Genomic DNA, 18,006 nt, shown 5'->3' with positions numbered 1-18,006 from the left:
TATGGAATATGGACTTATAGGAGAACATCTCGGACACAGCTGGTCAGTGGAAATCCACGGCCTGATTGCGCCATACAACTATGAATTGCGCGAACTGACCCCGGAGGAACTCGGCCCGTTCCTGAAAGCCCGCAATTTCAAGGGCATTAACGTTACAATCCCCTACAAGGAAACCGTCATTCCTTATCTCAATGAACTCTCCCCTGAGGCAGAGGCCATTGGAGCAGTGAATACAATCTTACACAGCTATGGTAAATTAATCGGTTTCAATACCGATTATTATGGCTTCAGCGCCCTTGCCGCACATGCCGGTATCAAGTTCGCCGGTAAGTCAGTCCTTATTCTAGGTGCCGGCGGTGCCGCCAGGGCAGTTCGGGCCGTTGCCGCCAATGGAGGTGCCTCACGCATCGTGAATGCTGTCCGTCACTATTCAAATGAAGTTTTGGCAGATAGACATAGTCCTTCCATAACAACTGACAATTCTTCAAACGAGTTGCAACCCAATAACAATAGCATTGAACCAAATGGCTGTTTGACTGAATCAGGCAACGACTTGCATTCGAGACAGAAATCAACATACGTTGAATGTCTGTATGAAAACATCAAGGGCAAAGATTACGATATCATTGTGAATGCAACGCCTGTAGGCATGTACCCGCATGTGGATCAGAGGCTTCTGAATTTAAATGATTTTCCAAAGCTGTGCGGTGTGCTGGATTGCGTGTACAACCCGGGACACACGCTGCTGGTCAAGGACGCAAAAAAGCTGGGGGTCCCTGCGGACGGAGGCCTGTTCATGCTGGTTGCGCAGGCGGTGAGAGCCAGCGCAATCTTCACAGGAAATGCGGAAGAAAAGTCTGCGGGGAAAGCTGATGAACTATCGCAAGTGGAAAAAATATATGAATATATGCGCAAAATGCATAACTTTGCGCCTGCTTTTGATTAAGGGGATGTTTTGGTTTTGACAACAGATTAATTGGAAAGTAAGCATGTCCGGCGTTGTGGGTATGGCCGGTAAACCTAACCTTCAAGCCTATAACTGGCAATAACAACTATGCACTCGCTGCCTAATTAAGCCAAGCTTAATTGCTTAATCGCCCGGCCCAGGGCCGCTGCGACGAGTATCCCGCCGGAACTTTATGGTCCGTTATGTTTCCGGCCCATGGGGTATCATCCCAAACGGACTGCGTGCGAGGACTCCTCTATAACGCACTAAGATTCAGAGGATAAGGATTGGATGGCCTGTCTCCCGGCAGTCCCTTCCCTACAATCAAAGAGAGAATAAGCATGTAGAAAGCTTTTTGGTGGTCTGCTTGGACCCGGGTTCGACTCCCGGCATCTCCACAAACAATATTGAAAATCAGGGATTGGATGCCGGTTTGCGTACTGAGAAGGTTCCGGAACAATAATATCATGAAAATCATCTACTTCCATGGGTATGGATCTTCGGGGGCAACTGGTACCGTGGATTTCTTGAGAAAACTGCTGCCTGATTGTGAGATAATTGCACCGGACATTCCGGTGGACCCGCAGGAGGCCTTGCCTTTCCTGAAGGAGTTTTGCAGGGAGCAGCAGCCTGATCTTGTGATTGGAACCTCAATGGGCGGCATGTATGCACAGCAGATGTTCGGTTTCAGGAAGATTTGTGTGAATCCGGCTTTCAATATGTCCCACATGTCAAAGGTGCTCAGGACCGGTACCCATAAGTTCTTCAACGGCCGCAAGGACAATGCCAGGGAGTTTACTATCACCCGTCAGACAATACAGCATTTCAATATGATGGAGCGCTCGCAGTTCAAGGGTATCACTGATTTTGACAGGGAGAATACCTGGGGCCTGTTCGGCATTCACGATGATCAGGTCAACTGCTATGACCTGTTCAGAAAGTACTATAAAAATGCGCAGCGCTTTGACGGCGGTCACAGGCTCAACGAGGATGTGCTCCGGAAAGTTGTGATACCTCTTGTGAGAGAACTGGAAAAATAAGGAGCTAAAAGCTGTATCGGAAGAACTGTCTGGCAATCACGCGTATGACTGTGTAGGTGGGTATGGCGCAGAGCATGCCCATGACTCCGCCAATGTAGCTGGCAATCAGGATTACAAGGAATATCTCCAGCGGATGCGCCTTTACGCTGTTGGAGTAGATGGTAGGCTGCATGAAGTAGGCGTCGAGCATCTGGGTGAAGATGAAGATTCCGGCAACTATCATTATGAAAGTAACCGGTTCAACGGCAAGGCCGCAGGCTCCTACGGAGTCATATTTCACCGCCAGCGAGATTACAACACCCAGTATTGTGCCGCAGATAGGTCCTACGTATGGCACAATGTTCAGAATGCCCGCTATGAAGGCAATGCCAATGGAGTATTGGAACCCCATTTGCGCAACAAGCAGCAGTCCCAGGAAGTTGACTGTTGAAACGGCCAGTATCTCGCAGAAAATTCCCACGAAATATCTTGAAATGAGCTTGCCTATCTCCGATAGGGAAGCCCTGATCTTTTCTGCGTACTCCTCAGGGAAGAAGGACGCTATTGTTGGTGAAACCTTGCTGTAATTCTTTATGGCAAAGAAAGATATGAATATGGTTGCAAAGAGGGCCACGCCTGTCTTTGCAACTATTGTTGTAACGGAACTCACCACCGAAGTCAAGGCTCCCACGCTCAGTATTCCGTTGATGTTTTCCAGAACAATGTCCTCAATCCTGAAATCGCCGCCCAGGCCCGGGAAAGTCTTGATTGCCCATTCGTTGGCCTGTGCAAGAGGAGCGGATATGGCCTGTGCGAGACTCTTTGAATCAATGGCGGCAATCTCGTTCACAACGCTGTGAATGAGAGGGGCGGTGAAGGTTATCACACCTATTATCACAGCCAGTATGCTGCACAGCGATAGTATTGAAGCCAGCCAGTCAGGCAGGTGGAACTTCCCTATATGTATCTTCTTGAGAATGGTGAACAGAGGGTGCGCAATAAGCGTTACCACCGCCGCCAGAACAAGATACAGGAGTATTCCGCGCAGATACCACAGCACTGCTCCTGCAATGGCCACCGACAGTATTATCAATACGAGTCTTGAGAGTCTTTCCGAGTATTTGAGCTCCATCTTTCTTTGTTCTTATAAATTATTTGCAGGCTTTCTTGCAGTTCTTCAACCAGTTCTCTATTCCCTTCAATGTCTTTTCCATCATCTGTCTGCGGAAGCTTGGATCCGCAAGCATTGCCTCGTCCTGTTCGTTTGACATGAAGAGCCCTTCCAGAAGGGCGTTAGGATATTCAACTGGCTGTCCCAGCGAGAAGTTGAAATTGCCAACAAGACCGAAGTAGCCTACATCGGGCAGTGTTATCACCTGCTCCAGGATGCATTTTGCCAGATCGCGGTTCACAATGTATTTGTAATAGGTGCTTGTGCCTCTTACCTTAGGGCCTGCTGCGTTGTTGTGCAGTGAGATGAGGAAGTCAACGTCATTGTCAAGAGCGGCGGCCTTCCTTTCGTTCATGGTCATTGTCCTGTCGTCGGGTCTGGTGAGTATGACCTTTGCACCTTTCTTCTCCAGCATCTTCTTGAGAGTGTAGGCGAAATCAAGGTTTATGTCCTTCTCGTTCAGACGCATCTTGTGTGATATGGCTCCGGGCTGCTCTCCGCCGTGTCCAGCATCAAGAGCTACTGTCATTCCCTTGAGAGTGAATTTCTCAGGCAGATGCTTGAGATAAACTTCAAGGGTGTTGCCCTTGTAGCCTATCCTGTAACCCCAGGCAACGTTCTTCTGGAAAACAACCTTGACTCTGAGAATGTCGCCGTCGAGCTGAATGAGGTCAACCGATTTCACAGCCTTGAGATCAAGCTTCTGGGTGAGCCAGTTGATGTTGTTGTTAACACCGTAGATATCAATTGTCATTACGTGCGGGTCAAGCTCCTCATAAACCAGGTATGGTTTCCTTGCGCCTATGCCCAGAGCAATCCTGTCGGCCTTGCCAACGTTGGCAACACTGCCGCTTTCAGCAATCACAGTCTTGAAACATCCGGGTTCAACCAGAGTGTCAACAACGTTCTCAGGCATTATGTACGCCGTGCGGTTCTCTGAAAGCTTCACCTTGTAGAGCGGACCTGCGCCCACATCTTCAGTGGTTTCAACAACTTCCATCACAACATTCGGTGAGAGATAGCCTATCTTGTTTCCGCCCAGCCTGTCTCCGCCGGCCGATGAGTTCAGGAATGCTCCCTCAACTGTCTTTACAGCCTTTACCATTGCAGGAGCCTCCTGCTGAACCGTTGTTGAATCGTTCTGTTGAGCGCCTGCGTTTGCCGCGCCTACCATCATCATTGCAGCTGTAAAGAAACAGCCTGCAAGAACCTTTGACATTTTCATAGTATGATATTTTTTAAGATTTTCCACTGGCGATAGCAATTATTCCTTGGTGCAGTATTTCTTTATGGTAGGGTAGGCGTCAGGAACACCGAGTTCGCCTGCCTTGCTCAGGTCTATGCAGCCTTTCTGCTTGTCCTTCAGATATATGAGAACCAGGCCTCTGTTGAAATAGGCTTCCGCAAAATTGTTGAACGCCTTTATGGCCTTTGTGTACTGGCTTATTGCTTCCGGAAGGTCTCCGTTCAGGCAGAACAGATTGCCAAGATTGTAGTATGCGAACGGGAATCCCGGCTCGATTGACAATGCATTCTTCATATCGGCAATGGATGCGGAATAATCGTATTTCTTGTACGACTGTTCCTGCACTCTTGCCCTTGCGGTACGTGTGTTGTCGAGCGAGAGAATCTGAACGTTGCTTTCCATGCTTGATATGAAGTCAATCATTTCAGCTTGCAGCACGCCTCTGTTCACATAGTAGTAAGCCTGCTTAGGGTCGTCCTCAATGGCTTTGTTATAACATTCAAGTGCGGAGTTGAACATGTTCCGCTCTCCGTTTATCACACCTGTTGCAAATTCCGCCATGGAGTTCGCGCCAGCCAGGGCTGCTGCTCCCTTGCCTGTGTTTTCTGAACCATCGGCCGTGTTGGCAAGCATCTGATTCCAGGTCTCGCGGCCGGCGAGTCGGCTCTTGTAATCACGTACCATCTGTTCATATTGTGCGAGCTCCTGTTCGGAGAATTCATTTGAACCTTCCGTACTGCGCGCCTCAAGCGTGAGCGGGACAGGGGAGCCCTTTTTGAAGGCATCAACCTTCTTTGATTCGTAGATTGTCTGCAGGGCCATGATGGTCTGCTCGTCTTTCTGCAGGTTGAATTTGAACAGCGGCTTGAGCTTGATGTTTATGTCCCTGTTCTGAAGGAGTTCGTTGTTGAAGTCCTTCTTTGCAAAGTCCGCATCGAGGGCAAGCAGGTTGTCGAATTTCTTTGATGTGTCGGCAAAGATTCCAAGGTTGCTGGTGTCGGCTGTCTTTGCCCTGTATTCCTTGACTTTCCTTTCCGCCGTTTCCCAGTCCTGCTTTGCGCTGGCGTGCTGGCCTAGATGGTTCTTCACATATGACCTGTTATAGTAAGCCTTTGCAAAATCCGGGTAGAGCTCAATGGCCTTGGTGTAGTCGTTCAGTGCATCGCGGTACATTCCCATCTGCAGAAGCACGGCTCCGCGGTTGAAGTATGCCAGTACGTTCTCAGGATTCACGGCAATCACCCTGTCATAATCATTGAGCGCACTGCTGTAGTCACCTATCTGGCTTTCCAGCAGAGCCCTGTTGTAAAGAGTGAGCGCGTTGCCGGGATCCTGGTCAAGCACTTTGTTGAAATCGTCCAGCGCCTGCTGGAGTTCCATGGCCTCGTACCTTATGAGCGCGCGGTTGAAGTAGGCGAAAGTGTTAAGGGAGTCCAGCTTTATTGCCTGGTCAAGATCCTGCAGCGCAAGTTCCTTCTGCCCCTGCATTGCGTATATCCTTGACCTTCTTATAAAACCTTCGGGGTCGAACATGTTGAGGTTTATGGCAGTGTTGTAATCCTTGAGGGCGCTTACCGTATCTTTCAGGTACAGATGGCAGGCTCCTCTGTTGAGGTATGCGTCGGACTCTTTCGGGACTTTTGCTATGAAGCGGTTGAAGTCCGATATTGCTTTCTCGAACTGCTGGCTCAGGAAGTAGGTGACTCCGCGGCTGAAGAACAGTCCTTCGTATGATGGTCTGAGATCTATGGCTTCCTGAAGGTCCTTGAGCGCTTCTTCATATTTGCCTGTGCGGCTGAGGGTTATGGCCCTGTAATGGTAGGCCGGAGTGTAAATGGGGTTGAGGCGCAGGCTGTTGTCAAAGTCTTCGGTTGCTCCAATGTAGTCTCCCAGATTGTACTTGGCTATCCCTCGCATGAGGTATCCGTCGTACGATGTGGTGTCAAGCCTTATGAGCATGCTGAAGTTGTCTATGGCGGCCGAATACTTGCCGTCTATGAGCATCTGCCTTCCTCGCATGTAGAACTGGTTGAGGTCATACTGCGCCATTGCACCAATAGCTATTATCAGCGCGGCGATTGTTGCCACAACGGCCTTGTATGTCCTCCTTGCCTTCATCAGTCCGCTTTATTTCTGTTTCTTGAAGATGCCCTTGCGGTTCTTCTTTGCTTTGCGCAGGGAGTATGCACTGCGTACCAGGGCCTCGTCCCTTGCTATATATTTCACGGCCATCGCCACCAGTATGGCGCTTACTACAGGGAAGACTGCGCTTACCGAGAAGGCCACTCCGTGCGCTTCCTTGAAGAAGATCACTGCAATCCAGATCTGGAAGCCTAGCAGCAGCAGGATGTTTATAACGCTTATGCGGAGCTGCATCATCCTGTCCTTGAACTTCACGATTGCAAATACTGTGAGGAAGAGGGTTGTGACTATGAAGATGAGCAGGTAAAGGCTCTGTGTGTATTTGACAACTGTGTCCGGGGTGTAGCAGAATTTGCTGAAAAGCAGCGAGCCCAGAAGTCCGGCTGCCACTAAAAGAAATAATGTCTGTATTCTCTGTATCATTGTCTGATGTGATTTTTACGTATATAAACTACAAAATTACAAAAACTATTCCAATAATTCCACAGTGGCAGTTTTATAAAATTAGTCTTTGGTGGTATGTGGATTTTTGTTATCTTTGAAAGATATTATGCGGTAGTAGCTTTTCATTTGACTTCAACTCAATGTACTTGAAACTACTTGGCAGTTTAATAGTTTGATTATGAGAGTTATAGCTGAATCTGAACTTATTATTAACAGCGATGGTTCCATATTCCATCTGCATATGAGGCCTGAGCAGCTGGCCGGAAACGTGATCCTTGTAGGTGATCCCGGGCGTGTTGCAATGGTTGCCGCTCATTTTGATTCAGTGGAGTGCGAGGGAAGTTCCAGGGAGTTCAATTTCAAGACAGGAACTTACAGGGGAGTGAGGTTCACAGTGCTTTCAACAGGCATTGGTACCGATAACATTGATATCGTAGTGAATGAGCTTGATGCGCTTGTGAACATTGATTTCAAGACCAGGCAGGTAAAGGAGAAACTCACTTCGTTGAATATCCTGAGAATAGGCACCTGTGGCGCTGTCCAGCCGGACATTCCGCTGGGCTCGTATATATTCTCGCACATTTCAGTGGGGGCCGATGGCCTTATGAACTGGTATGCCGGAAGGGACGAGGTTACAATACCGGAAATGGAGAAGGCCTTTGTTGAGCAGGTTGGTTATGACAGAAATCTCGGCCGTCCGTATTTCATAAAGGCTGACCAGAAACTTATTGATGCCTTTGCGGACTGCTCCGTCAAGGGAATGACTGTTGCCGCCCAGGGTTTCTACGGGCCTCAGGGCAGATACGTCAGAATTCCTCTTGCAATGCCCGATATGCTCGAGAGATTCGCCGCCTTCAGCCATGACGGCTACAGGATAACTAATTTCGAGATGGAAGGAAGCGCTGTGGCTGCCTTGAGCAGGAAACTGGGGCACAGGGCTGGTACAATATGCCTGGCCATTGCCAACAGATATCTGAAAGGTGCTAATCCCGATTACAAGGAACTTATGAACAAACTTGTGGTGACTGTGCTTGACAGGCTCGCCGCATTGAAATGAGATAATAATATTTAAATTTAAAGATATGAGAATCAGTAGATTGCTTTTGATTATCGCAGCAGTGGCCCTTTGTGTGTCATGCTCGGACAAGAAAGAAAAACAGGAAGTGATTCCTTTGGTGAAGACACAGATTGTAGGCGATGCCGCTTCAACGCTCGTTCATGAGTTTCCTGGCAGAGTGAAGGCTTCAAAGGATGTTGGAGTATCATTCAAGGTTGCAGGAACAATCCAGAAAATCCTTTTGAAGGAGGGCGATTCATTCAGGAAGGGTCAGGTTCTGGCCATAATGGATCCAAAGGACTATCAGTTGCAGTTCAATGCCGCAAAGGCACAGTACGAGCAGGTGAAGGCTCAGGCTAACAGAGTGATCAATCTTTATGCCGACAGCGTTGTGTCTGCGGACAAATACGATCAGGCACGCTATGGCCTCGAGCAGGTTACAGCAAAATATGAATTTGCTAAGAACCAGCTTGAGGACTGCAAGCTGGTTGCTCCTTTCGATGGTTTCGTTAACAAACGTTATTTCGAGAGCGGTACAACAGTTGCTGCCGGAATGCCTGTCCTCAGCATAATTTCAGGAGGCGTTCCTGAGATTGAGATAGAGATTCCTGCAAAGGTGCTTGATATGAAGAGCAATTTTGCGTCATTCACTGCAAAGTTCGATTATTCCAAGGAGCCTGTTGCACTTCGTCTTATAAGTATAAGCCCAAAGGCGAATTCAAACCAGCTGTACCCTATCCGTCTTTCAATAGATTCAAAGGACGGCAAATATCCTACACCTGGAATGAACACAATGGTCAAGGTAAATTTCAAGAGAGCTGATTTCGAGCAGTATTCCATTCCTTCAACAGCCCTTTTCAGCGAGGCAGGTGATGACAGGACATACGTATGGCTCATTTCGGCTGACAATGTTATAGTCAGGAAGAGAGAGGTTATTGTAAGCGCATTGCATACCAACGGAACCGCGGACATTTCACTTGGCCTGGAGTCCGGTAATGTTGTCATTACTGCAGGTGTCCATCAGCTGCACGAAGGACAGAGAGTGCAGGTCCTTAAGGAGACTTCACCTACAAACGTTGGTTCATTGCTTTAATGAATCTTGACTTATTATGTTGAATTTTAAGCAGAAGAGTTATGGATTTCGGAAAATGGGCTTTTAAAAACACCAAGGTGGTGTATTTCCTGCTTGCCGTTCTAATGGTGGGAGGAATCCTGGCCGCCTATGATTTGAGCAAACTGGAGGACCCTAAGATTACTGTAAAGCAGGCAATGATCATTGCAGTTTATCCGGGCGCCTCGGCACATGAGATAGAACTTGAAGTGTGTGATCCTCTTGAGAAATCAATACAGACAATGGGAGTCATTGACAACGTACGTTCGTACGCATACAATGACATGGCTCTCATAAAGGTTGAACTGCTGAGTACCGTGCCAGATGCCGACATTGAGCAGAACTGGGATTTGCTCAGGCGCAAGGTGACCGATGTTCAGGCATCATTGCCTTCGGGCGTGAAACTTACGGTAAAGGATGATTTCGGTCTGGTTTACGGTATGCTTTACTCACTCTCAGGTGAGGGAATTACGGAAAGGGAACTTTCAGACTATGCCGAGCTTTTCAGAAGGGAGCTCGGTGCTGTTCCCGGAGTTGCAAGAGTTGATATATACGGTGACAGGAACGAGTGCATCAACATTAACCTGAAACCTGAACGTATGGCCACTCTCGGGGTTGCCCCGATAGAAGTCGTTTCTACCTTGAACGGGCAGAACGGTATATACTATGCCGGTTACTACAATAATGGCCAGGACAGGTTGAGAGTGGCTGTTTCCGACAAGTCCAATACAATAGAGCAGATACGTGAAATGGTCATTCAGGGACACGAGAAGGACCAGCTCAGATTGTGTGACATAGCAGAGGTCCTGGACGGGTATGAGGAACCTGTCAGGAATGCCATGTTCAACAACGGCAAGTATTGTGTAGGCCTTGCAGTGGCAGGTCAGGACGGAACAGATATTGTGAAAGTGGGCGCTGCTGTTGAGAAGAAGGTGCAGGAGCTCATGAGCGCTAGAGTTCCTGCAGGCGTGGAATGCGATAAGGTCTTCAATCAGCCGGCTCTCGTTTCTTCCGCATTGGGAACATTCATGGAGAACCTGATAGAGTCAGTGCTCATAGTCATTGCAATACTGATGATTACAATGGGACTGCGAAGCAGCCTTATCATCGGCGCCAGCCTTGTGGTGATAGTTGTGAGCACCTTTGTGTTCCTGAGCATGACAGGAGGTACAATGCAGAGGGTTTCCCTTGCGGCATTCATCCTTGCAATGGGTATGCTGGTGGATAATGCCATAGTTATAGTGGACGGTGTGCTTGTGGATCTCAAACGCGGCAAGCCTACAATGGAGGCAATGACCAACATTGGAAGGAAGACCGCCATGCCTCTGCTCGGCGCCACCGTAATTGGAATCATGGCTTTCTTCCCTGTATATCTGTCACCGGATACATCGGGTGTATATATCAGGGATCTGTTCATAGTTCTTGCGGTATCCTTGCTCTTGAGCTGGATTCTGGCATTGGTTCACGTTCCTTTGATGTGCAAGCATTTCCTCGTTGACCATCCGGGTAAAAAGGCAAAGCGCGAGGCTGAGGAAAGAGCAAGGCTGCTGGCCGAGAATCCGGATGCCGCCAATCAGGAGGAGGATCTTTATAAAGGAAAGATTTATGACTGGCTGCGTGCAGCAGTAGGCTTTGGAATGCGCCACAGATGGGAGTCAATCATTGTTGCGGCAATATTGGTGGCTATCAGCGGATGGGGATACAACCTGCTCAAGCACGGCTTCTTCCCTGATATGGTTTATGACCAGCTCTATATGGAATACAAGATGCCTGAAGGAACATCTTCAGAGAAGATAATGGCCGATCTGGCTGAGATTGAGGAATATCTGCATACAAGACCTGAAATCAAGAAGGTTGTGACTTCAATAGGCGGCGCTCCTGCAAGATACAATCTTGTGAGAAGCATTCCGCTTCCTTCAATGTCATACGGCGAACTTATCATTGATTTCGAGTCACCTGATGCCCTGGTTGATAATATCGATGAAATACAGGGCGTGCTCTCCGAAAGGTATCCTGATGCATACGTCAAACTCAAGAGGTATAACATCATGTACAAGAACTATCCTATTGAGATTGAGTTCTGCGGACCGGACCCTGCTGTCCTCCATGACTTGGCAGCTCAGGCGCGCAAGATCATGGAAGAGAATCCTGATGTCTGCCTGGTAACATCGGACTGGGACCCTCAGATGCCTTATCTTGCCGTGAATTATGACCAGCCTTCTGCAAGGCGCGCGGGTGTTTCACGTCAGGATGTTGCATTGAGCATGCTTACCGCAGCCGGCGGCATGCCTATTGGAACATTCTATGAAGGATTGCACAAGAATACCATATATCTCAAATGCACCGAGGCAGAAGGCGAGGATATTGACCAACTGGAGAACGTACCTGTTTTCTCAATAACTCCAAACATCTCAAAGATCACCGATCCTGAACTTCAGTTGAAGTTCGCCAACGGTTCATTGCAGATGGGAGAGATCATTGAGTCCATGCTTTCCACCTATCCTGTGAAGGATGTTGCAGAAGGCATTTCCGTTAAATGGGAGGACCCTGTTGTGCTCAGGTACAACAACCAGCGTACTCAGAGCATGATGTGCTCACCTGCCCACGGACTTGAAACAGAGGCTGCAAGAGCTTCAATTGCCAAAGAAATCGAGGCCATAGAACTTCCTGACGGTTATTCAATGCACTGGGAGGGTGAGAAGGCTGCATCGGACAGAACAATGTATTATATCTTCAAGTACTTCCCGATAGGCGTTGTCATCATCATATTCATACTCATTCTGCTGTTCAACGATTACAAGAAGCCGCTTGTGCTTATTTGCTGCGTGCCGCTTCTTATCATTGGTATCGTGTGGGCAATGTACCTGTGCAACCAGACCTTCACCTTCTGCTCAACAGTAGGTGTGCTCGGCCTTATCGGTATGCTCATGAAGAACGGAATCGTGCTTGTTGATGAGGTCAATTCCCAGATAACAGCAGGAATCGCTCCGGACAAGGCGGTTATGAACGGAACGGTAAGCAGATTGAGGCCTGTGATGATGGGATCCTTCACAACAATCCTTGGAATGATTCCTCTTCTTTCCGATGCAATGTTCGGACCTATGGCCGCAACTATTATGGGAGGATTGCTCTTCAGTTCAATAGCAATCCTATACTTCCTGCCTGTACTGTATGTGACATTCTTCAAGATTAAAGTTGACTGATTCATTTGAAATGAAATATTCTGAATTCAAGGATCTGCGCTTGAGCAGACTCGGTTTCGGTACAATGCGTCTTCCTCTTCTGGAGGGAGGCGCAATTGACCAGTTGCAGGTCAATGATATGGTGCGTTACGCCCTTGACAACGGCGTGAATTATTTCGATACCGCCTATCCTTATCATAACGGTCTTTCTGAAATAGCTCTTGGCAAGGCGCTCAGCCTGCTGGCAGAGGAGAATCCGCAAAAATACTCCCGCAGCAGATCCTATGTGGCCGACAAGTTCCCCGGGCATCAGGCCGCAAGCGAGTACAATCCAAGGAAGGTGTTCGAGAGCCAGTTGAGAAAGTGCGCCACACCTTACTTTGATTTCTATCTCTTCCATAATGTATGCGAGAACTGCTGGGACGTTTATTCATCCCATGCTCAGGAATTCATCTCCTACTTCATGGGACAGAAGGAGAAGGGCCTGATAAGGCATCTGGGAATGTCAACCCACGCAGACCTCCCGATGCTTGAGAAAATCCTTGATTCCGAATACGGCAAATGCATTGAATTCTGCCAGATCCAGCTCAATTATCTTGACTGGAAACTCCAGAAGGCTGAGCAGAAGGTAAGGATGCTCAATGAAAGGGGTATTCCGGTATGGGTTATGGAACCTCTGCGCGGTGGCCTTCTGGCAAAGGAATTCACTTGCAATGACAGGACCGTTGAGCCACGGGCGATGGTTGAAAAGGCCTTCAGCTGGCTTATGGAAGTCCCTGGTGTTACAATGATTCTCAGTGGAATGTCATCATTTGCACAGATGAAGGACAATGTTTCAATATTTTCCACCGGCGATGGTTTGAGCAATGAGAGCAGGGAGCTGCTTGCCGCCCGCGCCGGGTCCCTGATGAGCAGAGTGCCTTGCACAGCATGCAGGTACTGCTGCGATACCTGTCCTGTAGGACTGGACATCCCGTTGCTCATTCAGGCATACAACGATATGAAAACCCAGTTCTCATTCACTCCGCAGATGCGCATTGAATCGCTCCCTAAGGACAAGCAGCCGTACGAGTGTCTCAATTGCCACACTTGCAACAGACATTGCCCGCAGAAAATAAATGTGGCTGAGGTCATTCAGGACCTTTGCGGCATGCTGAAGGAACATCCTACATGGAGCTCGATCTGTGAACAGAGGGAGAAAGCTTCCATAGAACTTGAGGCGGAATTAAACAGAAGGTAATGAAAGAACTTGAAGTTTTATTTGAACAATATACAGGCTTAAAGGCCGAGAAATGCGAGGAGCTTCCTTCAAGCGGAAGCAACAGAAGATATTTCAGACTGCAGGCCGGCAACAATGGCAATCCGATTTCCATCATAGGCGCATTCGGCACCTCAGTTGATGAGAACAAGGCGTTCATAACGATTGACAGGCATTTCCTGAACAAAGGGCTGCCCGTGCCCGAAGTGCTTGCTGTAAGTGAAAACGGAGTGTTCTACATTCAGGAGGACCTTGGCGACGTGACGCTTTTCAATACGGTTGCATCGGGCCGCGAGAGCGGTTCATTCAGCGCTCAGGAAAAGGACCTTCTCAAGCGCACCGTAGCCTTGCTGCCAAGATTGCAGTTCGAGGGCGGCGCAGGGCTCGACTATTCAGTCTGCTATCCTCAGCCGGAGTTCGATGAAAGGATGATTTCCTTTGACCTGAATTATTTCAAATATTGTTTCCTGAAAACCACAGGTCTTGAAATCAAGGAGATAGACCTTTACGAGGATTTCAAACGCTTTACACAGGACCTGCTTTCCCTGAGCGTGAAGCAGGATGTGTTCATGTACAGGGATTTCCAGGCAAGGAACGTGATGCTGCGCAAATCCTCCGACGGTGATGGCTGGGACCCTTATTTCATTGATTTCCAGGGCGGCAGAAAGGGACCTTTCTATTATGACCTTGCTTCATTCGTTTGGCAGGCCAAGGCAAATTATCCCGACGAGCTGAAGGACGAGCTCGTTCATATATATATGGAGGCCCTCAAGCCATACGTACAGATAGGTGAGGAGGAGTTCAGGAGGAACCTTCGTCTCTTCCTGCTCTTCAGAACAATGCAGGTGCTCGGCGCATACGGTTTCAGAGGATATTTCGAGAAGAAACCTCATTTCCTGCAGAGCATCCCTTACGCAATGGACAACCTGAGGAAGCTGCTGGCAAAGGCTCCGTTCGTTGAGTATCCATACTTGAATTCCCTTCTGACCGAGCTCTCGCAGATGAGGCAGTTCAATGATCTGCGCAAGCAGGCCAAACTTGTTGTGAAGATTTTCTCATTTGCATACAAGAAAGGCATTCCTGCTGATGACAGCGGAAACGGCGGAGGTTATGTCTTTGACTGCAGGGATATTGAGAACCCGGGCAAATATGACCACTTCAAGCATTTCACGGGACTGGATTCCGAGGTGATAAAGTTTCTTGAGGAGAACAGTACCGTTGGAGAATATCTAGGTCACGTTTACGAACTTGCGGATGCTCACGTGAAGAAATACATTGAAAGGAAATTCACTTCTCTCATGTTCAGTTTCGGATGCACGGGCGGCCAGCACAGGTCTGTATATTGTGCCGAGCATCTTGCGGCTCATATTTCAAAGAGGTTCAATGTGAGCGTAGTGCTTGTTCACAGGGAACTTGGCATCAACAAGGAGTTCTAGACCATGAAAGCAATGCTTTTTGCTGCCGGGAAGGGCACAAGACTCAAGCCCTTGACAGACACAATGCCAAAAGCTCTGGTGCCTGTGTGCGGCAAGCCGTTGCTCGAACATGTGCTTGGCAAGCTTTCTTCTGCAGGCTTCAATGATGTAGTCATAAACGTGCATCATTTCGCAGGTCAGATCCGGGACTATGTGGAAAACCACAGCGCACCGTGCGTCAGGATTAGTTTTTCGGATGAAAGCGAGGAACTGCTCGAGACAGGCGGTGGTATAAAGAAGGCGGCCGCACTGCTCAATGACGGAGAGCCTTTCCTGGTTCACAACGTTGATATATTGTCAAATCTCAATCTCAGGGACTTTTACGATTTCCACCTCAAGAATGCCGGGAAAACGGAAATCGTGGCAACTCTGCTGGTAAGTGAGCGCAAGACCTCAAGATACCTTCTCTTTGATGAGAATGATTTCCTTGTGGGCTGGACAAACGTTGATACCGGCGAGGTCCGCTCTCCATACAAGAATTTTAAATACCCATCGCCGTGTATAAGGAAATATGCTTTCGGCGGAATCCATGTGATGTCTCCTCTGGTGTTCAAATATATGGAGACTTTTCCAAGGTTTTTCCCCATAATGGATTTCTATCTGACCGTATGTGCTGAATGCAGAATCAAGGCATACGTGAAGAATGATCTTGAACTGGTTGACGTGGGCAAGCTCAATTCCCTCGAAACTGCCGAATCTTTTCTAAGAGGGCGTATGTAAATACGTCAGGCAATTGCATTTGTTCCAAGTCTTGGTTATATTTGCAAGTTATAGTGTACTTGTACTATTACTTGCAGGTCAGGCATCTGCATATTGCAGGAGAAGCCTCTAAAAAAACTTGAATATGGAACTTGAGACCGCATATTGCTCGGACAAATATCAATATACAATGGGCAAGTCCTTCTACGATCTTGGAATGAAGGACAAACGCGCCGTTTTCAATCTTTTCTACAGGACAGCGCCGGACAAGAACAACTGGGCTGTTGTATCGGGCGTGAATGAAGTGCTTGAAATGATTCGGAGCATGGGAAACGAGCCTGAATCCTTCTACGAGAAATTCATTCCGGGCGAGGAGTACGCCGAATTCAGGAAATATCTTGCCGCAATGAAGTTCACCGGCAATGTATATGCAATGAAGGAGGGCGAGATTGCTTTCCCGCTTGAGCCCATAATTACAGTGGAGGGACCTATCATTGAAGCCCAGGTGCTGGAGACACCTATGCTCTGCATAACGAACCATCAGATGGCTGTTGCCACCAAGGCCAGCAGGGTTACCAGGGCAACCCAGAAGCCTGTGAGCGAGTTCGGTTCAAGGCGCGCGCACGGTCCATGGGCAGCAACATTCGGAGGCAAGGCCGCAGTTATAGGAGGTTGCGCCAATACATCCAACACACTGACATCCACCATTTTCGGTATGCCTTGCACAGGCACCATGGCTCACAGTTTCGTTACAAGCTTCGGCTGTTCCATCAAGGGTGAGAAAACCGCTTTCGATTCATATATCAGGACTCACAGAGGAGAGGCTCTCATACTTCTCATAGACACCTACGATACCATCAACTGTGGAATAAGAAATGCAATCCAGGCCTTCAAGGATGCCGGCATAGATGATTCCTATCCTGCATACGGAGTGAGACTTGACAGCGGAGACCTTGCATACCTCAGCCGCCGCTGCCGTGAGATACTTGATGAGGCCGGTTTGCGCAAATGCAAGATATTTGCAACCAACTCCCTTGACGAATATCTTATTACCGACCTCGAGAGGCAGGAGGCTGCCATTGATTCCTACGGTGTTGGTGATGCCATTGCAACCAGCAAGCACAATCCTTGCTTCGGCAACGTTTTCAAGCTGGTTCAGGTTGATTCCGAGCCGGTGCTCAAACGTTCGGAGGACAGGGCCAAACTCATCAATCCGGGTTTCCAGATCACCTACAGGCTCATTCAGAACGGTCAGTTCAAGGTTGATATAACCTGCCTCAGGGGCGATGCCACCAGTGCGGTCATAGAAGCCGGAAAGGACTGTCCTGTGCGCGACGAATATGACCAGACAAGGTACAAGACATACAGGGGCGGTACATACGAGTGGAAAACTCTCCAGGTTCAGATGATAAAGGATGGAGAACGCGTGTATGAGGACATTCCTCTTATGGAGAAGCAGGCTTATTACAAGTCCAATCTCGCCAGTCTTGATCCGGCGGAGAGCCGAATCATAAACCCTCACTACTACAAGGTTGACATTTCAGATGAACTTTACGATCTGAAAATGAAACTCATACATAATCTTATAAACGAAATCAAGGAACTCAATTCAGCAAAATAAAGTTCAAGGCTATGGTACATGTTGTTGTTGACATGCTTTATGACTTCATAGATGGTTCTCTTGCCTGCATTGGCGGTGAACAGGCCGTTGCATCAAGCGTGGAATGGATAAATGAACATCCTGAGCAGAAGGTGTTATACGTATGTGACAATCATCCTATCAATCATTGTTCATTCAAGGAGTTCGGCGGTATCTGGCCCGTTCATTGCGTGCTCGGCAGCCGTGGTGCGGCAATACATCAGTCCTTCTATGACAATGTTTCCATTCTGGATAACAAACCTGCCAGCGAGGACATCTTCTATAAAGGGCGTGACGCATCCCGGGAGGAGTATTCCGGATTTGCAGGTAACAATGAATGTGTGAAACGCAATGGCGTATTGGAATACAAAAGCCTGTACGAGGCAATAGTGGAGCACGAGAGTTCCTGCGGAAACCTGGGGCTTGCCAAACCTCAGGTGATAATAAGCGGAATAGCAACGGAATTCTGTGTGAAGTCAACGGCTCTCGATCTGCTCGAAGCGGGCTGCAAGGTGAGCGTGCTCAAGGACGCTCTGGCATACGTTGATGCAGAAGGCCACACCAGGGCCCTGAAGGAAATGGCTGAACAAGGAATAACAATAATATGATAGGAAAGC

General features: G+C 48.3%; 14 protein-coding genes and 1 other RNA gene. 11 read left to right on the top strand and 4 right to left on the bottom strand.

Annotation, left to right across the window (positions count from 1 at the left end; all coding sequences use genetic code 11):
• Position 1: 1 nt before the first annotated feature.
• From AC06L3_RS05080 to AC06L3_RS05070, 3 genes are all read left to right on the top strand, one after another.
• Entirely contained in the window at positions 2-946 is a 945-nt protein-coding gene (locus tag AC06L3_RS05080) for a shikimate dehydrogenase family protein (protein ID WP_475669539.1), read from the top strand.
• Positions 947-1,347, top strand: a transfer-messenger RNA (tmRNA) gene (gene ssrA / locus AC06L3_RS05075). It begins immediately after the preceding gene.
• A gap of 66 nt (positions 1,348-1,413) precedes the next feature.
• Complete coding sequence (locus AC06L3_RS05070; RefSeq protein WP_475669538.1) at positions 1,414-1,986, top strand: YqiA/YcfP family alpha/beta fold hydrolase; 573 nt, start codon at positions 1,414-1,416, stop codon at positions 1,984-1,986.
• A gap of 4 nt (positions 1,987-1,990) precedes the next feature.
• Here AC06L3_RS05070 and AC06L3_RS05065 read toward each other — a convergent pair whose 3' ends face one another.
• The 4 genes from AC06L3_RS05065 to AC06L3_RS05050 are packed head-to-tail and all read right to left on the bottom strand — an operon-like array spanning position 1,991 to position 6,947.
• Positions 1,991-3,097, bottom strand: a complete 1,107-nt coding sequence (locus AC06L3_RS05065) for an AI-2E family transporter (RefSeq protein WP_475669537.1) — start codon at positions 3,095-3,097, stop codon at positions 1,991-1,993.
• A gap of 19 nt (positions 3,098-3,116) precedes the next feature.
• Complete coding sequence (locus tag AC06L3_RS05060) at positions 3,117-4,361, bottom strand: N-acetylmuramoyl-L-alanine amidase family protein (RefSeq protein WP_475669536.1); 1,245 nt, start codon at positions 4,359-4,361, stop codon at positions 3,117-3,119.
• Between the two features lie 39 nt (positions 4,362-4,400).
• Positions 4,401-6,500 (bottom strand): tetratricopeptide repeat protein, encoded by a 2,100-nt coding sequence (locus AC06L3_RS05055; RefSeq protein WP_475669535.1) that lies wholly within the window; start codon positions 6,498-6,500, stop codon positions 4,401-4,403.
• A 9-nt stretch (positions 6,501-6,509) separates the two neighbouring features.
• Complete coding sequence (locus AC06L3_RS05050; RefSeq protein ID WP_475669534.1) at positions 6,510-6,947, bottom strand: DUF4293 domain-containing protein; 438 nt, start codon at positions 6,945-6,947, stop codon at positions 6,510-6,512.
• A 196-nt stretch (positions 6,948-7,143) separates the two neighbouring features.
• On the opposite strand from AC06L3_RS05050, the gene AC06L3_RS05045 reads away from it, so the two are divergent.
• From AC06L3_RS05045 to AC06L3_RS05010, 8 genes are all read left to right on the top strand, one after another.
• Entirely contained in the window at positions 7,144-8,025 is an 882-nt protein-coding gene (locus AC06L3_RS05045) for a nucleoside phosphorylase (protein ID WP_475669555.1), read from the top strand.
• A 25-nt stretch (positions 8,026-8,050) separates the two neighbouring features.
• A complete protein-coding gene (locus AC06L3_RS05040; RefSeq protein ID WP_475669533.1) occupies positions 8,051-9,118 on the top strand; it encodes an efflux RND transporter periplasmic adaptor subunit in 1,068 nt (355 codons plus the stop codon).
• A gap of 41 nt (positions 9,119-9,159) precedes the next feature.
• Positions 9,160-12,339 (top strand): efflux RND transporter permease subunit, encoded by a 3,180-nt coding sequence (locus AC06L3_RS05035; protein ID WP_475669532.1) that lies wholly within the window; start codon positions 9,160-9,162, stop codon positions 12,337-12,339.
• A gap of 10 nt (positions 12,340-12,349) precedes the next feature.
• Complete coding sequence (locus AC06L3_RS05030; RefSeq protein WP_475669531.1) at positions 12,350-13,558, top strand: aldo/keto reductase; 1,209 nt, start codon at positions 12,350-12,352, stop codon at positions 13,556-13,558.
• A complete protein-coding gene (locus tag AC06L3_RS05025) occupies positions 13,558-15,012 on the top strand; it encodes a RapZ C-terminal domain-containing protein (RefSeq protein ID WP_475669530.1) in 1,455 nt (484 codons plus the stop codon). The genes AC06L3_RS05030 and AC06L3_RS05025 overlap by 1 nt, the downstream gene beginning before the upstream one ends.
• 3 nt (positions 15,013-15,015) lie before the next feature.
• Entirely contained in the window at positions 15,016-15,771 is a 756-nt protein-coding gene (locus AC06L3_RS05020) for a nucleotidyltransferase family protein (protein ID WP_475669529.1), read from the top strand.
• A gap of 124 nt (positions 15,772-15,895) precedes the next feature.
• The gene (locus AC06L3_RS05015; protein WP_475669528.1) at positions 15,896-17,371 is read left to right on the top strand and encodes a nicotinate phosphoribosyltransferase; all 1,476 of its coding nucleotides are present in this window, start codon (positions 15,896-15,898) and stop codon (positions 17,369-17,371) included.
• Positions 17,372-17,382: 11 nt separating this feature from the next.
• The gene (locus AC06L3_RS05010) at positions 17,383-17,997 is read left to right on the top strand and encodes an isochorismatase family protein (RefSeq protein WP_475669527.1); all 615 of its coding nucleotides are present in this window, start codon (positions 17,383-17,385) and stop codon (positions 17,995-17,997) included.
• The last annotated feature ends 9 nt before the right edge of the window (positions 17,998-18,006 follow it).

The sequence above is a fragment of the Candidatus Egerieousia sp. genome (assembly GCF_056211015.1).
This window is presented reverse-complemented; position numbering and strand designations above follow the sequence as displayed.

What these genes read in the sequence shown, in the direction of transcription:
- AC06L3_RS05035 (WP_475669532.1), top strand. Translation starts at nt 9,160, where the DNA reads ATGGATTTCGGAAAATGGGCTTTTAAAAACACCAAGGTGGTGTATTTC.
- AC06L3_RS05025 (WP_475669530.1), top strand. Translation starts at nt 13,558, where the DNA reads ATGAAAGAACTTGAAGTTTTATTTGAACAATATACAGGCTTAAAGGCC.
- AC06L3_RS05040 (WP_475669533.1), top strand. Translation starts at nt 8,051, where the DNA reads ATGAGAATCAGTAGATTGCTTTTGATTATCGCAGCAGTGGCCCTTTGT.
- AC06L3_RS05080 (WP_475669539.1), top strand. Translation starts at nt 2, where the DNA reads ATGGAATATGGACTTATAGGAGAACATCTCGGACACAGCTGGTCAGTG.
- AC06L3_RS05015 (WP_475669528.1), top strand. Translation starts at nt 15,896, where the DNA reads ATGGAACTTGAGACCGCATATTGCTCGGACAAATATCAATATACAATG.
- AC06L3_RS05010 (WP_475669527.1), top strand. Translation starts at nt 17,383, where the DNA reads ATGGTACATGTTGTTGTTGACATGCTTTATGACTTCATAGATGGTTCT.
- AC06L3_RS05055 (WP_475669535.1), bottom strand. Translation starts at nt 6,500, where the DNA reads ATGAAGGCAAGGAGGACATACAAGGCCGTTGTGGCAACAATCGCCGCG.
- AC06L3_RS05030 (WP_475669531.1), top strand. Translation starts at nt 12,350, where the DNA reads ATGAAATATTCTGAATTCAAGGATCTGCGCTTGAGCAGACTCGGTTTC.
- AC06L3_RS05060 (WP_475669536.1), bottom strand. Translation starts at nt 4,361, where the DNA reads ATGAAAATGTCAAAGGTTCTTGCAGGCTGTTTCTTTACAGCTGCAATG.
- AC06L3_RS05020 (WP_475669529.1), top strand. Translation starts at nt 15,016, where the DNA reads ATGAAAGCAATGCTTTTTGCTGCCGGGAAGGGCACAAGACTCAAGCCC.
- AC06L3_RS05065 (WP_475669537.1), bottom strand. Translation starts at nt 3,097, where the DNA reads ATGGAGCTCAAATACTCGGAAAGACTCTCAAGACTCGTATTGATAATA.
- AC06L3_RS05070 (WP_475669538.1), top strand. Translation starts at nt 1,414, where the DNA reads ATGAAAATCATCTACTTCCATGGGTATGGATCTTCGGGGGCAACTGGT.
- AC06L3_RS05050 (WP_475669534.1), bottom strand. Translation starts at nt 6,947, where the DNA reads ATGATACAGAGAATACAGACATTATTTCTTTTAGTGGCAGCCGGACTT.